The sequence below is a fragment of the Aeromonas sp. PS2Canimalfood6 genome, assembly GCF_048276795.1.
GTDB classification, from domain to species: Bacteria; Pseudomonadota; Gammaproteobacteria; order Enterobacterales; family Aeromonadaceae; genus Aeromonas; species Aeromonas caviae.
On sequence record NZ_JBLUXC010000029.1, the window covers coordinates 1 to 14,433 of the forward strand.

Below are 14,433 nucleotides of genomic sequence, written 5' to 3' on the forward strand. Positions count from 1 at the left end.
GGCAATATCAATATGATGCACGGCGACAGCAGGGTGATGGTGGTGGTGTGTTTGGAGACAGCCAGTTTACCAGCACCCTGTCTGTCAACTTCCACTTCCCCAAGATCCCGCGAAGAACCTTAAATGTAGCCCCTCAATATAGAGGATTGGAATGCCAAATTACACAATGTTCATTAGTGGCAATAAACATAACAAGACACAAAAACCGACAAATTCATCTGATATTGTTATGATTTTTGATAGTGTCCAAAATTATAATATCTTATTACAAAATGAAAAGACACAATATGCTATAGAATCACGTTCAGATATCACAGACCACGTATTTAGCCCTGATGGCACATTTAGATTTAAAGGTGTAATCACAACCGCCCCATATTATGTCAATAAGGATGTAGAATGGGATATAAATACTGATGAAAAATCACCAAAAACTTCAGAACGTATAAATAAAGCTTATGAGGTGTTAAAAACAGCTCGTGACAGTCGTGCTGGGGTCTCTTTAGAGTTTGAAGAAGGCTCAATTAGCAATTACGTTATTACAGATTTAGATATGAGCCGAGAAGGCCCGTTAGACCAAATGGTTTTTAGTGTCACACTAACAGAAATGCGAAAAGTAACTGTAGGTCGCACGGTACTTGCTGTGAATGTTGGTGAGAGTTTAAAAAATTCTGCACAAACAAATAATAACTTGGGCAACAAGAATAATAAAGTAGAGGATTTTCATAAACGTGTAGAAATAACAAAGCCCGCAATTGACCCTAATAGCCCACAATTTAAATTCTTTGAACAAAATGTAAAAAAATAAACCAAATATGGTTGCTAACTATTGAATAATTTGTGTTTTTATGATAACATAGTATTATAAGTTGAATTAAGTAATAGAACTCAAGACGCTATTATCTTCGATTCATTTATAACTTCGATATAATTAATATGGGCTATCCTTCAGCAAGATAGCCATATATTTTTCTTTAAATGTTTTAGTTTTAGAATATTTAAAGAAGAATAAGAGAATTGAGCCTCTTTTGTTCCTCCGTAAAACTAATTACTTTTGTTGTGATTGCGAGTTGCGATTTGAGTTTATTAGTCTCATAAAGCCGAGCTTAAAAACCTCGGCTTTATTAGTATGGATTGTGCAGTAACACAGCCTCATATTTTAATGTCTGAATTATTCTGTTAGATAAACTATTTTGATATCTAACAAAATCATTTAGCTTTACCTCACATTTTTGCTTTAATGGTTTCATTCCTCTCTTGTTATTTCCTTTAGTTTTATTCATTACTCCTCCTCCTTGGTGTATTTAAAAACGGCAGTCTGCAAAGGCTGCTTTTTTTATTGCATAGCTACAACCATACTTGGCTGAAATAATGAATTTAATTGAAAATAAATCAGGAAATTACAAACAAATAAAATTAATATCTGGCTATGCCTTCATTTATAAGGGTTTAGCACACATGTTATTTTGAATAATTAAAACAATTAAAATAATTAAATCAAATCTAAATGTTGGGAGTCAACATGAAACCCGAAGACAAACAAAAGATCAGTAGCTTTTTGTATCCTAACAAAACATCAAAAGATGTTAAGAAGGCAGAAAGCGATTCTAAGACATTTCATCCGCACCTTGCGGTTTGCCATTCAGAAAACCCTCCGGCAAATAACCGCACTCAACCAATTATCTTGAAAACAAAAGACGTCACTAAATCTGTTAGTTATGGTTATACAGATGCAGAAGTAAAAAAGGCGTTTACATCATTCCTTCAAGATTCTGAGATGGTTGATGTTCTTTTTAATCAGTTCGTTTCAGATGCAGAAAGTTACAACGATATCATCACTATTTTAAACAATGGTGGATATTTGAAATCTTGATTGTTTTGAAACTAAATAAAAAATACAAATAATATAAGGAAAATAAAATGCTGAAAGGTATTGAACCACTGAACCGCCGTGACGTACTGGCTTTCTCCCTTGATTCAAATTGGGAAGTTATGACCGTTGAATTTGCCACTGCACCTACTATTGACCTCAAGCCGGGTGCTTGTGTTGATGCAAATGGCGCACTTGTTGTTACTGGCAGCACTGTTTGTTATGTCATTGCAGATGGTTGCGAAGCTGGTAGCAAATATGCTGTTGTTTTCGACCGTCTGTGTGCATTGAAAAAAGAAAGCCTATATGCCACTGATAAAACGAAAGCACTCCAACTGATTAAAGCCGCAGACAAAATCCGTCTAGTTTAATAATAATAATCAATAGTGCCGTAAGGCACCGAGGCTCCCGCCTCAATTAAGAATAGGAAAACACAACATGAATATTTCAGATTATAATTTTGTAGACTTCTCTGATGCTTTCGAGGATAGCGGCATTCGTAAACGCCTCCTAACACAAATGGGGCTGTTTCAACCTTATGGCCATTCCTCTCCTAATTTCTCTTTTGATATTAATCTAGGTAATGACCAAAACAATGCTGATCCTGTTATGCGACATGGTAGCGAATGGGATTACACTGTGCGGTCTCTTGCGAAACTTCAGAATATGGAGCTGCCCCACTGGGCATTCCAAGATGCTGTTCGCCCCGCTATGTGGCAAGGCAAGCGCCGCCCTGGCTCTGCTGAACAAATGACTGCGGAAGACGTGATAGCAGATCTCGGCATGAATCAGCGCCTTAAACAGGGCCGAATTCAAGAGAAGTATTTCGCTGATTGTCTATTCCACAACAACGTCAATGCAAAATATACTCAAGAAGAACAGGTAGATAACCAAGTTATTGTTGGTAAGAATCAACAAACTATGAATATTGACCTTGGTGATGCAACATCTGACCCTGACACATTTGTAATGAAGGTTCAGCGCACAATTAAAAAGGAACTAGGCGACCGTGCAGACTTCCTAACTAAAATTGTTTGCTTTGCGTCTCCTGATTACTTTGATGCTTTCCGCTCCCATCCTAAAGTCCGTGAAGTGATTCTGAATGGCGGTGTTGATGGTGCAGTTGTAGAGCACGTTATGGGGAGCTACGGGGCTGTCCTCGCTGCTTATCAGATGTTTGTTTATGGTGGTGTGCTGTTTATCTGTGACGATTATGCAGATCACGGCATTGTAAACAATACAGCCTATTATGTGCCTGTGCTGGGTGCGCAATCTAAGGTTTATACCAAACACTATGGCCCCGCTGCTCGCCAGTTTGAACTCGCTAATGCAGGCCCACAAGAGGTGTTTAGTTATATTGTCAGGGATAAATATAACATGGTTGATACCTGTACTGAATTCAGTATGTTGCCAATCAACCTAATGCCTAACGCTGTAGTTAAATCAACTAATGCCTAATGAGGCTCCGAAAGGGCCTCAATTAATATAGATAACGGGGGACAATTTGATTTATTTTAGGTTGTCCCTTTCTTTGTTGACTATATTGTTTTGTTGTTGGATATGGTTAGGCATATTCCAATTGTTTGGTTTTGTTTTGCCACCATTTATAATTTATATTATATATGCTTTGTTTGTAAAAGATTAAGGGGATATTATGACAATTAGAGTCACCGTTGAACAACTTACCAGCGAAGGCTGGGCTACTGTTACAAAAACAACCAGACTTTAAGATATTAAACGATTTATCAACCTGTCCAAACTTGCGGACATTATGGGGTTGAGTCGAGGCAAATTTCGATATCGTTATGAAAAAGATTGATAGTGTAAAATTGAAATTTAAATTTAATTCTTAAAAGGCTATCTGTTTATCAGGTGGCCTTTTTCTTTTATGGCACTATTAAAATATATTAAATTCAATTTAAATCAATTAATTCGATTTAATTGTGAAATTTCCAATTGAGTCTATTTGTGTTGATTTAGCACAATACCATATTTACACAATACACCCCAAACCCCGCTGTAACCCTTGATGCACAAGGCTACAACCAAATTTGGTTGTAACAATAAATATCAATCTGATTACAAACCTATCAACACCAATATATTATTTGCTGTTAAATATGCCCTCTGTAAGCCCTGTATATACCGAAAAAAAGATTTTAATTCCGATATTGATTTTATCCACTTGACACCAGCCGCCAGCGCTAACAATTTGCTCTAATAACTTTAAAATATCACAAGCATAATTATTGAATGTATTTAGTCTTTTTAGCTCATATCTAAACTTATCCACAGCCATCAGTGTTATCCACAATCAACAGTAATACAGGGCCTTTGGCCTGTTCTGTCCTGCTTCTGCTCCTGCATGATCCCTCTATCTATCAATGTGTGCCACTAAACATACTGTAAACCATTGTTGTTATTGCTGTTTGTCTGTCTATGTGTGACACAGTGCAATCAAGGTGGCTCAATGAGCCACTACACATCCAGCAATGTCCTTGCTTCTTCCTGTTATCTCTAACAAGTGAGCACATCATAAAGTTGTAGGGTACAACCATATTGTTCATTCAATAACTATTCGGTTTTGTAGCACGTCTGTAGCTCACTTGTGGCACGTCAATTCCCCTGTGAGAGGGTACTTTTGTAACTTGTGAAACCATTAGAGGGTTGAAAAGTTGATATTGTCTAACACCACATAAATTGGCCGAGATCCGCCATTGTTGGCTCAAGCCGTATCACGTAAGGCTTGCAGGGTAGGGGGACTGATTAAGTAAGAGTACGGCGTGATTTTATATTCGCTTTCTGTGTCTTTTTAGTCGCCTGATTAAACGGTGTTTTAGATGGATTATTGGGGTAATTAGCGATATAATTCAGTTCATTACATGTGGTTTAAACCCATGTTGAAGGTGCTGAGTTACGTCTTATAGTGGAATAAATAAGCTGGTAGGGCCACCACCTGTTTCTGCCATTCAACAAGTTACAGCTAATACCCCCTTCAGACCTCTTGGTAATCCACTTCATGTGGATGAATCAGGAGTCTTCAAAGTGCATTTTCAGCTCTCTTCACATGCTATTTGCTCTACCGCAAGGTGAGCCTGTGCCCTATGGGCGTTTATCAGGCTTCAGACCGCGCCTGGCTCAAACTTCCTCTTGATCTTCAGCACTGTCCCCTTGAGATCATGCTTTCCCTCAGTCACCTCCCGTGGCCTCTATGGCCCAGCCATCTTCTGACTTTCAGCACTGCAAGCTCTTGCAGTACGCCATCTGACGCCTCCTTGTTTTGGCGCCGGCAGAGCAGGTGAGGCCATGTGCGTGACGCGACACCATGCCGGGGCCACGCGGCAACGCGACCCCCTCTGGTGGCGGGAGCCCGGGCAGGCTATCTTGCCGTTGCTGAAGACGCCGGGCACCGGTTTCATACCGTGCGACTCTCCCGTTCTGTTTTATGGAAGGTGCGGCCCCGTGCAGGGGTTGCTCCCGACTCACCAGAGACCAGGCTGACAGGCGTGTCAGATTGCAGAACCCGTCAGCCTCTTTTCGCGCCCTTGAGGGGCGTCGTTTTCTGTGGTTGCTCAAAGGAGCCCTGATGATTGGCATGATCGCATCTCTACTCAAACCGGGCCTGCCCGAACACCCGGACTCCTCGCAATATCAGGGGGGCCGGTTCAACAATGCCGTGACACCCCAGGCGCGAAGCCTCTGGGAAGGGGTCAGGCTCTGGTGGGACTTCCTGTTCGCCAAGCCTGAGGGCACGGTGCCGGATCGCGCCATTCCGGTACAGGTCATGACCCGGGAGGGGGTCATCGCGGCGCCGGACAACAGCGTGTGGCGCCTCGGCCACTCCACTCTGCTGCTGAAGTTGCAGGGCACGTTCTGGCTGACGGATCCCGTGTTCAGCGAGCGGGCCTCGCCGGTGCAGTGGTTCGGCCCCAAGCGTTGGCATCAACCGCCCATCACCCTGGAGGCGCTGCCTCCCATCGAGGGGGTGATCCTCTCCCATGATCACTACGACCATCTCGATCACGGGGCCATACTGGCGCTGCAGGAGAAGGTCGGCCACTTCATCACGCCCCTCGGGGTGGGGGCGCGCCTCGTGGCCTGGGGGATTGCGAAGGAGAAGATCCGCGAACTGGACTGGTGGCAGCAGACCCGGGTGAGCGGTGTCACCCTGGTAGCGACCCCGGCCCAGCATTTCTCCGGCCGTGGCCTCGGGGACGGCAACCAGACCCTCTGGGCCTCCTGGGTCATTCGCGGCGAGGGGGTCAACCTCTTCTTCAGCGGTGACAGCGGCTACTTCGACGGTTTCAAGGAGATTGGCAGGCTACGGTCCGTTCGACGTGGCCTTCCTCGAGACCGGGGCCTACGACAAGCGCTGGGAGCTGGTGCACATGCTCCCGGCGCAGACGGCGCAGGCGTTTCACGATCTCGGGGGGAAATGGCTCTATCCGGTGCACAACGGCACCTTCGATCTGGCCATGCACCGCTGGAACGACCCGCTTGAGCAGATTGCCCGACTGGCTGCCGAGCAACAGATCCCCCTGACCACGCCTGTCATGGGAGAGCCTCTGGAGGTGCTGAGCCCCCATGAGGGCAGCCCCTGGTGGCGCGATTGACCTGAGTGCCCTCCAAAGACGGTGTCACCCCTCAAAGGGGCGTGCGGGAGGCTGGGGGCGGGCCCTGTGAGCGCCCCCGCTGCCTCCCCATCCTCTGTGCCGGGCCAGCTATGACCAGGCGGGGAGGGCGCATGGGAGCGCCTTGCCGCGTTATCTTCTGCCACCAGAGTCTTGCTGATACCTCACTCGGGCTGGGCGGCAACCTGGCGCTTGAAAGGACCTGGCTTGTTGGCCTTGCGGTGCTCCGAGACCAGGATCAGCAGGCGCTGCAGGGCGATGAAGCTGAACAGCAGCAGGCCGATGATGATCTTGGTCCACCAGGAGCTGAGGGTGCCGTCGAAGTTGATGTAGGTCTGGATCAACCCCTGGATCAGCACCCCGAACAGGGAGCCGAAGACGGTGCCCACCCCGCCGCTCAGCAGGGTGCCGCCGATCACCACGGCGGCGATGGCATCGAGCTCCACCCCGACGGCGGCGAGCGGATAGCCCGCCGAGGTATAGAGCGCGAACACGATGCCTGCCAGGGTCGCCAGGGTGGTGGAGAGCAGGTAGATGCGAATGGTGGTGTGGCGCACCGAGATCCCCATCAGGGCTGCCGAGGTGGCGTTGCCGCCGATGGCGTAAACGTTGTTGCCAAAGCGGGTGCGGTTGGCGAGCAGGATGCCGAAGACCACCACCGCCAGCATGATGAGGGCCAGCAGGCTCAGGCGACCGCCCCCCGGTATCTTCCACGACAGGCTCGACAGATAGGTGAAGCTGGGGTGATCGATGGGCAGGGACTGCTCGGAGATGAGAAAACTGGCCCCCCGCAGGAAGAACATGCCCGCCAGGGTGATGATGAAGGCGGGGATCTTCAGGGTGTCGATGAGCCAGCCCATGAGGGCGCCAAAGCCTGCTCCGAGCACCAGCACCAGAGGGATGGCCAGCACGGGGCTGACGCCCAGCTTCCCGATGAGGGTTGCCAGCAGCACGCCGGTGAAGGCGATGACGGCCCCCACCGACAGATCGATGCCCCCCGAGAGGATGACGAAGGTCATGCCCACCGCCACTATTCCCAGAAACGCGTTGTCCGTCAGGATGTTGCAGATGATGCGGGTGGACATGAAGGCAGGGAAGGAGGCCAGGCAGAGTAGATAGCCCAGCACGAAGACCATGATGGTCACCATCAGGGGGAGGTTGCGTTTAAACATGGCGAGTCCCTCGCTGGAAGAGGTGGTTGAGGGCCGGTGATTGCATGACCAGCACCGCCAGCACCACCAGGGCCTTGACGATCTGGTTCCACTGGGGCTGGTAGCCGGAGAGCAGGATCCCGGTGTTCACCCCCTGGATGATCAGTATGCCGATCAGGGAGAGGGCGAGGTTGAAGCGCCCCCCCATCAGGGAGGTGCCTCCTATCACCACCGCGAGAATGGCGTCCATCTCGAGCCAGAGCCCGGCGTTGTTGGCATCGGCACCCCGGATGTCGGCGGCGACTATCATGCCAGCGACGGCGGCCATCATGCCGCTCAACAGGTAGGTGGCGATCACCACCATGGGGGTGTTGAGCCCGGCGTTCTTGGCGGCCTTGATGTTGATCCCCACCGCTTCGATGAAGAGGCCGAGGGCGGTGCGTTTGGTCAGCAGCCAGAGCAGCAGCGCCATACCCAGGGTGATGATGACCGGGGTGGGCAGATAGAAGAGGGAGCCGCTGCCGATCCAGGCGAGTGCGTCGTTGTTGAAGGTGATGATCTGCCCCTCGGTGATGAGCTGGGCGATGCCCCGGCCCGCCACCATGAGGATCAGGGTGGCGACGATGGGCTGGATCTTGAACACCGCCACCAGCAGGCCGTTCCACAGGCCGCACAGAAGGCCCACCCCGATGACGGCGGCGAAGATGACCGGCAGGCTGTGACCGCCGGTGGCCAGGCTGGCCATGGTGGCCCCGCTGATGGCCATGACTGCGCCCACCGACAGGTCGATGCCGCCGGTGGCGATCACCAGCGTCATGCCGAGGGAGAGCAGGGCCACCGGGGCACAGCGGTTGAGGATGTCGATGAGGCTGCCAAACAGCCGCCCATCCTGGATGTGGATGGCGAAGAAGTTGTCGGCGACCAGGGCATTGATGAGCAGCACGCACACCAGGGCGGCGCACTGGGCCGAGCCCGTGGGCCACTCCCTGCGGGCGCGCGACCCCTTGGCGAGGGGGAGAATGGATGACGTCATATCAGGCCTCACATGCAATGGCGTTCATGATGGCAGGGACGCTCAGGGCGTCCGTCGCAAGCTCTGCCACCTGTTTTCTGTCACGAAGGACGATCACCCGATCGGCATAGCCCACCAGCTCCTCGAGCTCGGAGGAGATGACCAGCAGGGCCAGCCCGTTGGCGCAGAGGGATTCGATGAGGCGGATGATCTCGGCGTGGGCCCCCACGTCGATGCCCCGGGTAGGCTCGTCCAGGATCAGGAACTGGGGTTTGGTGAGCAGCCAGCGGGCGAGCAGCACCTTTTGCTGGTTGCCCCCGGAGAGAAACTGGATGGGCTGCTCCGGTCCCGGGGTCTTGATGGCCAACTGCTCGATGAGGCGGGCGGTGATCTCGTCCTGCTCCTTGCGAGACAGGGGATGCAACCAGCCCCGCTGGGCTTGCAGGGCCAGCACCATGTTCTCCCGCACCGAGGCCGAGGCGATGATGCCGGCGCTCTTGCGATCCTCCGGGCAGAAACCAAAGCCGTTGGCGGCCGCCTGGCGTGCAGAGCGGATGGTCACCGGCTTGTCCCGCACCCGGCACTCGCCGCTGTCGCTCGGCACTATGCCGAACATCAGCTCGGCGGTCTCGGTACGACCGGACCCGAGCAGGCCGGCGAGGCCCACTATCTCCCCGGGCATGACGTCGAGACTGAAGGGGGCGATGACTCCCCGCTTGCCATAGTCCCTGAACGACACCATGGGCTGGTTGCTGCGCAGTGTCTTGCCCGCCCGCTTGAGGGCATTGTCGTCCAGCTCGCGTCCCAGCATCATCTTGACCAGCTCCAGTTGTGGCAGTGCCTGGGTGTCGCGGGTGCCGACCAGCTCGCCGTTGCGCAGCACTGTGATGCGATCGCTGATGGCGTAGACCTGATCGAGAAAATGGGTGATGAAGATGAGGCTCACCCCCTGATCCCGCAGGCGCGTCATGAGGGAGAAGAGCATCTGGACTTCGCTGGCATCCAGGCTCGCGGTGGGCTCGTCCAGGATCAGGATCCTGGCGGAGAGTGACACCGCCCGGGCGATGGCCACGATCTGCTGCATGGCGACCGAATAGTGGTCGAGGGGCAGGGTGACATCCATCTCGAAGCCGTGGCTGGCCATGATGGCGCTGGCCTGCCGGATCATGGCGCCCCGGTCGATGAAGCCGAAACGGCGGGGCTCATGGCCGATGAAGAGGTTGTCCGCCACCGACATGTTCGGCAGCAGGTTGACCTCCTGATAGACGGTGCCTATCCCCAGACGCTGGGCATGGGCGGTGTCCGTCGGGGAGATGGGGACGCCATCGAGTTCGATACGGCCGGCGTCTCGCTGATAGACACCGGTGAGGGTCTTGATCAACGTGGACTTGCCGGCCCCGTTCTCGCCGAGCAGCGCCATGATCTCTCCGCGGCGCAGGGAGAAGTCCACCTGATGCAGGGCCCGTACTCCGGGAAACGCCTTGCATATTCCGCGGGCATTCAATACGACATCGTGAGTGTTCTCTGACATGAATATTGGCTCTCCGATATAGCGCGCCATACAAGTTCAATCACTTATATGGCGCGCTATGTGACAGTCTGGCAGGGGAGCGGGATTAATAACCCATGTCTTTTTTCAGCTCGAGCTGCGCCTCGGCACTCCCGGGCTCAAACAGTTTGGACTCCGTCTTGATATGTTTGGGGGGCAGGGTGCCATCTTTCTTATAGGCCAGCAGGGCATCGAAGGCCGGTCCCGCCATATTCGGCGTGAGCTCCACCGAGGCATTGGCTTCGCCTGCGATCATCGCCTTGAAAATATCCGGCACGCCATCGATGGAGATGATCTTGATATCCTTGCCCGGTTTCAGCCCGGCCTCTTTAATGGCCTGGATGGCGCCGATGGCCATGTCATCGTTATGGGCGTAGACGGCGCAAATATTCTTGCCGCTATTTTCCGCCTTGATGAAGCTCTCCATCACCTCCTTGCCTTTGCTGCGGGTGAAGTCGCCGGACTGGGTGCGGATGATCTTGATGGTGGGCACGGCCGCGACGGTGTCGAGGAAGCCCTTCTTGCGATCCAGCGCCACGCTGGCACCCACCGTGCCCTGCAATTCCACCACGTTGCACGGTTTGCCATCCTGCTGCTTGATGAGCCACTGGGCCGCCACTTCCCCTTCGTGGACGCTGTCGGCGGCGACCCCGGTCATGAAGAGACCGTCATCTTTTACCGTGATATTGCGATCCAGCAGGAAGACCGGGATCTCGGCCTCTTTCGCCTCCTGCAATACCGGCTCCCAGCCAGTCTGTACCACGGGGGCAATAAAGATGGCATCCACCCCCTGGGCAATAAAGGAGCGAATGGCCTTGATCTGGTTCTCCTGTTTCTGCTGGGCATCGGCAATTTTCAGGATGATGCCGCGTTTTTGGGCCTCGCTCTTGGCGACCGATGTTTCTGCAGCTCGCCACCCGGATTCAGAACCAATTTGAGAAAAGCCCACGGTCATCTCTGCAGAATATGCAGTGGCCGAGAGAATAAGGGTGCTGATAATGCTCGCCAGTTTCACTTTTTTATACATATGACACTCCTTTGTGATGCATGGTGAAATAAACCGGAACACGTCAGGTTTTTATTGTACGGGTCAAGGTTATAGGCTCTTGAATTAAACGGCGGGAGGTGGCTCACAGAAAGTTTTCAGCAGCACGATGCTTCATACAAACAGCAGAAGAGTTCATATATCTAGCCCTGCCAGTATTGATTTTTATGCATATTTATTTAATTAGGCAACCATTGTGTCCAGAGTGCCACCTGCTTTTTGCCCCCGGTATCGGGGGCGCAGGCACGCAGATGAGGGGCCCTCGTCAACGAAGAGGGGGATATTCCCCTGGCACAGGCGACCCCTCTGGGTGCACCGCTGCCAGCAGATAATCCACGAAGGCCCGGACCCGGGCCGAGAGGTGACGGTGCTGTGGATAGAGGGCGTAGAAGGGGCGGGATCGCCCCGCAAAGGGGGTCATCACCTCGATCAGCTTGCCTTGCAACAGCGCCTCGGTCGCCACGAAATGGTAGATCTGGAACAGACCGCCCCCAGCCACCGCCCAGCCCAGGCCCGCCAGCACATCGTCAAGCACCCGCTGTCTGCTCTGAACATGAAGGTCGACAGGGTCCCCCTGCTCGTTCACGAACTGCCAGGGGAAGGGGCGACCCGTGCTCGGGGTGATGAACTGGATCAGCTCGTGTTGCGACAGCATCTCCAGGGAGGTTGGCGCGGGGCGGCGGGCGGCATAATCGGGGGCGCAGAAGACCCCGAGGCTGGCATCCTCCAGCTTGCGGGCGATGATCCGCCCATCGCGCGGCTCTCCCAGCCGGATGGCCAGATCGTAACCATCCTCCACGAAGTCGATGTTCCTGTTGGAGACATTGAGCTCCAGTTCGACCTCGGGATAGGCCGCCATGAAGCCCGGCAGCAGGGGCACCAGACGGTGGTGGGCATAGACGGTGCCCACGCTGATGCGCAGCACTCCTCTGGGGTGGCGCTGGCGACCGGTGATGGCCCGCTCGGCCTCGGCGATCTGCTCGAGCGCTTGCTGGCACTGTTCCCGATAGAGCTCCCCGTCATGGGTGAGGCGCACGCTGCGGGTGGTGCGATGGAAGAGTTTGACGCCGAGCCTGGCCTCGAGACGCTGGATGGAGCGGCTCACTGAGGCGGGCGTTACCCCCAGTACCTGAGCCGTGGCGGTAAAGCTGCCAAGTTCGGCTGCCTTGCAAAAGAGCTCTATGGTGCCGAGCTGGACGGGGTCGAAGGCACGGGACATATGTTCATCCATGTAAATAAACAAGTTCAATGGCGTGAGTTTATTCGCCTGTGGGTAATCAGTAAATTCGTCATCCATCGCGGCACCCTTGCCGCACAAACGATCACTGCCATCAAAAGGAAGATCACGATGAAGAACACCCTCAAGGCCGTGTTGGCCTCACTGCTGCTGGCGACCTCCGCTGCGGCCAGCGCCGCCCCGAAAGGCGAGATCCTGGTGCTGCTCTCGAGCGAGACCGAACTGCCGCTGCAAGGGGGCAAGAGCCTGACCACCGGCTTCTACCAAAATGAACTGGGGGTGCCTGCCGCCGCCCTGCTGGAGGCCGGTTATACCCTGACCCCGGTGACCCCGAGAGGGAACCGGCCCGTTGTCGACAAACACTCCGTCGATCCCCAGTACTTTGGTGGCAACCCGCAGGAGATGGTGCGCATCGGCGCCGTCGTGGAGGGGCTGCTTGGCGCCGGCAAGGTGCTCTCCCTGAGGGAGGTGCTGGCATCCGGTCCCGAGCGCTATGCCGGCCTCTTCATTCCCGGCGGCCACGCGCCCCTCATCGATCTTGCCAAGGATCCCGAGGTGGGGACCCTGCTTCGCCACTTCCATGACAACCACAAACCCACGGCCGCCATCTGCCACGGCCCCATCGCGCTGCTGGCGGCACAGGCGGATCCGGCCGGGTTCGAGCCGTCGGTCATTGCAGGCAAGGCGGACGGCGCCAGAGAGTGGATCTACGACGGTTACAGGATGACCATCTTCTCCGACAAGGAAGAGGCGGTGTTTGAAGGCTCCCTTGGGGGTGACAAGCTGCGCTACTACCCGGCGAAGGCCATGGCCCAGGCCGGTGGCAGCATGCAGTTCGTGGCACCCTGGCAGCCTGGCGTTGTGATCGATCGCGAGCTCATCACAGGCCAGAATCCCTTCTCCGATCACGCCCTGGCGAGCGCCTTCATCGCGGCGCTGGACAAACAGCAAGGGGCAGGCTGACGCCAGGAGAGGCGCAAGTTCCCCCCTTGATCAGTGCAGGCAGCCCCCATGGGCTGCCTTTTTCATGCCCCAGCCTTGGCGAGAAACGCCTTCATGGCGGGGGTGACACTGTGTTTTCGGGTGATGAAGGCGATGGTGCCTGCGCTCGCATCGCTCAAGGGATGGCAGGGCAGTTTGAAGAGCTGCTGGGCGGTGGCGGCGATGCCGGCGCTGACCACGGCGCAGCCGAGGCCGTGGCTCACCCCGTTGACCAGGTGGAACAGGGAGTCGGTCTCCAGCACCACCCGCAGGCTGATCTGCTGGCGGGCGGCGGCCTCGTCCAGGTAGCGGCGAAACTGCATGGTGGTGCTTGGCAGGATCAGGGGGAGATCTTGCAGGTCCGCCAGGGTCAGCGGCCCGGTCGAGGCGCAGTGGGCAGGCAGGGGGCCCAGCAGGGCCATGGGGTTGGGGTGGCGAAGCTGGACGTCGAGGGAGCGGCGCTGATGCTCGGTGAGCAACTCGTCAAAGCCGAGCCCGATGTCGATGCGATGCAGATCCAGCTGCTCCATCAGGGTGGCATGGGTCATCACGCAGAGGTGCAGGCCCACCTTGGGGTAGGCGTCATTGAACCCCTTGAGCAGCGGCATGATGTCGATGCTCGACTGGGGCACGACGCCGATGCGCAGCGCCCCCGACAGCCCGCCCCGAAAGAGGCTGAGCTCCTGGCGCATGGCATCCTGTTCCTGAAGCATCCGCTCGGCGTGGTGCAGCACCACTTCCCCCGCCTGGGTCAGGGCTACGAACTGGCTGTTGCGCACCACCAGTTCGGTGCCAAGTGACTTCTCCAGGGCGGTGATGCTGGCCGACAGGGTCGGCTGGGTGATGAAGCAAGCCTTGGCCGCCTTGGCGAAGTGACGGTGCTGGGCCAGCTCGTAGAAATAGTGCAACTGCTTGATATTCATCGTGGTAATGGCAGCAGGCAAAGGCAATGAGCGA

The 14,433-nt window shown here is 54.3% G+C and carries 13 protein-coding genes and 2 pseudogenes; 8 read left to right on the forward strand and 7 right to left on the reverse strand.

The annotated features are described in order from the left end of the window. Nucleotides 1-151 precede the first annotated feature (151 nt). From ACNPAA_RS12740 to ACNPAA_RS12755, 4 genes are all read left to right on the forward strand, one after another. A complete protein-coding gene (locus ACNPAA_RS12740) occupies nucleotides 152-808 on the forward strand; it encodes a phage baseplate protein (RefSeq protein ID WP_223954269.1) in 657 nt (218 codons plus the stop codon). Between the two features lie 714 nt (nucleotides 809-1,522). Next, entirely contained in the window at nucleotides 1,523-1,873 is a 351-nt protein-coding gene (locus ACNPAA_RS12745) for a hypothetical protein (RefSeq protein ID WP_417891803.1), read from the forward strand. Between the two features lie 47 nt (nucleotides 1,874-1,920). Beyond that, a complete protein-coding gene (locus tag ACNPAA_RS12750) occupies nucleotides 1,921-2,241 on the forward strand; it encodes a hypothetical protein (RefSeq protein WP_417891804.1) in 321 nt (106 codons plus the stop codon). Nucleotides 2,242-2,308: 67 nt separating this feature from the next. Then, a complete protein-coding gene (locus tag ACNPAA_RS12755) occupies nucleotides 2,309-3,328 on the forward strand; it encodes a major capsid protein (RefSeq protein WP_417891805.1) in 1,020 nt (339 codons plus the stop codon). A 646-nt stretch (nucleotides 3,329-3,974) separates the two neighbouring features. Here ACNPAA_RS12755 and ACNPAA_RS12760 read toward each other — a convergent pair. Next, the gene (locus tag ACNPAA_RS12760) at nucleotides 3,975-4,169 is read right to left on the reverse strand and encodes a hypothetical protein (RefSeq protein ID WP_417891806.1); all 195 of its coding nucleotides are present in this window, start codon (nucleotides 4,167-4,169) and stop codon (nucleotides 3,975-3,977) included. 1,485 nt (nucleotides 4,170-5,654) lie between these two features. Between ACNPAA_RS12760 and ACNPAA_RS12765 the strand changes: the two are divergent. The 3 genes and pseudogenes from ACNPAA_RS12765 to ACNPAA_RS12775 form a co-directional block, all read left to right on the forward strand. Further along, nucleotides 5,655-6,131 (forward strand): annotated as a pseudogene (locus tag ACNPAA_RS12765) (MBL fold metallo-hydrolase); the annotation flags it as partial. A gap of 19 nt (nucleotides 6,132-6,150) precedes the next feature. Further along, a pseudogene (locus ACNPAA_RS12770) lies at nucleotides 6,151-6,264 on the forward strand (hypothetical protein); the annotation flags it as partial. 81 nt (nucleotides 6,265-6,345) lie between these two features. Continuing rightward, nucleotides 6,346-6,483 (forward strand): hypothetical protein, encoded by a 138-nt coding sequence (locus tag ACNPAA_RS12775; RefSeq protein ID WP_417891810.1) that lies wholly within the window; start codon nucleotides 6,346-6,348, stop codon nucleotides 6,481-6,483. A 182-nt stretch (nucleotides 6,484-6,665) separates the two neighbouring features. On the opposite strand, the gene yjfF is transcribed toward ACNPAA_RS12775, so the two are convergent. The 5 genes from yjfF to ACNPAA_RS12800 all read right to left on the reverse strand — a co-directional run bounded on the left by yjfF (nucleotide 6,666) and on the right by ACNPAA_RS12800 (nucleotide 12,477). Then, nucleotides 6,666-7,673 (reverse strand): galactofuranose ABC transporter, permease protein YjfF, encoded by a 1,008-nt coding sequence (gene yjfF / locus ACNPAA_RS12780; RefSeq protein ID WP_045524791.1) that lies wholly within the window; start codon nucleotides 7,671-7,673, stop codon nucleotides 6,666-6,668. Continuing rightward, on the reverse strand, nucleotides 7,666-8,685 hold the full coding sequence (gene ytfT / locus ACNPAA_RS12785) for a galactofuranose ABC transporter, ATP-binding protein YtfT (RefSeq protein WP_010674605.1): 1,020 nt from the start codon (nucleotides 8,683-8,685) through the stop codon (nucleotides 7,666-7,668). Before ytfT ends, yjfF begins: the two co-directional genes overlap by 8 nt. 1 nt (nucleotide 8,686) lies before the next feature. Next, nucleotides 8,687-10,195, reverse strand: coding sequence for a galactofuranose ABC transporter, ATP-binding protein YtfR (gene ytfR, locus ACNPAA_RS12790; protein WP_279982989.1), 1,509 nt, complete (start codon nucleotides 10,193-10,195; stop codon nucleotides 8,687-8,689). 85 nt (nucleotides 10,196-10,280) lie between these two features. Next, nucleotides 10,281-11,240: a galactofuranose ABC transporter, galactofuranose-binding protein YtfQ gene (ytfQ, locus tag ACNPAA_RS12795; RefSeq protein WP_128273170.1), complete on the reverse strand. Its 960-nt coding sequence runs from the start codon at nucleotides 11,238-11,240 to the stop codon at nucleotides 10,281-10,283. A 283-nt stretch (nucleotides 11,241-11,523) separates the two neighbouring features. Continuing rightward, complete coding sequence (locus ACNPAA_RS12800) at nucleotides 11,524-12,477, reverse strand: LysR family transcriptional regulator (protein WP_323937401.1); 954 nt, start codon at nucleotides 12,475-12,477, stop codon at nucleotides 11,524-11,526. A gap of 129 nt (nucleotides 12,478-12,606) precedes the next feature. Here ACNPAA_RS12800 and ACNPAA_RS12805 point away from each other — a divergent pair, with 129 nt between their 5' ends. Then, nucleotides 12,607-13,458, forward strand: coding sequence for a type 1 glutamine amidotransferase domain-containing protein (locus ACNPAA_RS12805; protein WP_270835370.1), 852 nt, complete (start codon nucleotides 12,607-12,609; stop codon nucleotides 13,456-13,458). 62 nt (nucleotides 13,459-13,520) lie between these two features. Here ACNPAA_RS12805 and ACNPAA_RS12810 read toward each other — a convergent pair whose 3' ends face one another. Further along, complete coding sequence (locus tag ACNPAA_RS12810) at nucleotides 13,521-14,399, reverse strand: LysR family transcriptional regulator (RefSeq protein ID WP_171865766.1); 879 nt, start codon at nucleotides 14,397-14,399, stop codon at nucleotides 13,521-13,523. Nucleotides 14,400-14,433: the final 34 nt, after the last annotated feature.

Bases quoted from the DNA above. Each gene is read 5' to 3' on its own strand.
- ACNPAA_RS12740 (WP_223954269.1), top strand. From the start codon at position 152: ATGCCAAATTACACAATGTTCATTAGTGGCAATAAACATAACAAGACA.
- ACNPAA_RS12745 (WP_417891803.1), top strand. From the start codon at position 1,523: ATGAAACCCGAAGACAAACAAAAGATCAGTAGCTTTTTGTATCCTAAC.
- ACNPAA_RS12750 (WP_417891804.1), top strand. From the start codon at position 1,921: ATGCTGAAAGGTATTGAACCACTGAACCGCCGTGACGTACTGGCTTTC.
- ACNPAA_RS12755 (WP_417891805.1), top strand. From the start codon at position 2,309: ATGAATATTTCAGATTATAATTTTGTAGACTTCTCTGATGCTTTCGAG.
- ACNPAA_RS12760 (WP_417891806.1), bottom strand. From the start codon at position 4,169: ATGGCTGTGGATAAGTTTAGATATGAGCTAAAAAGACTAAATACATTC.
- ACNPAA_RS12775 (WP_417891810.1), top strand. From the start codon at position 6,346: ATGCACCGCTGGAACGACCCGCTTGAGCAGATTGCCCGACTGGCTGCC.
- yjfF (WP_045524791.1), bottom strand. From the start codon at position 7,673: ATGTTTAAACGCAACCTCCCCCTGATGGTGACCATCATGGTCTTCGTG.
- ytfT (WP_010674605.1), bottom strand. From the start codon at position 8,685: ATGACGTCATCCATTCTCCCCCTCGCCAAGGGGTCGCGCGCCCGCAGG.
- ytfR (WP_279982989.1), bottom strand. From the start codon at position 10,195: ATGTCAGAGAACACTCACGATGTCGTATTGAATGCCCGCGGAATATGC.
- ytfQ (WP_128273170.1), bottom strand. From the start codon at position 11,240: ATGTATAAAAAAGTGAAACTGGCGAGCATTATCAGCACCCTTATTCTC.
- ACNPAA_RS12800 (WP_323937401.1), bottom strand. From the start codon at position 12,477: ATGTCCCGTGCCTTCGACCCCGTCCAGCTCGGCACCATAGAGCTCTTT.
- ACNPAA_RS12805 (WP_270835370.1), top strand. From the start codon at position 12,607: ATGAAGAACACCCTCAAGGCCGTGTTGGCCTCACTGCTGCTGGCGACC.
- ACNPAA_RS12810 (WP_171865766.1), bottom strand. From the start codon at position 14,399: ATGAATATCAAGCAGTTGCACTATTTCTACGAGCTGGCCCAGCACCGT.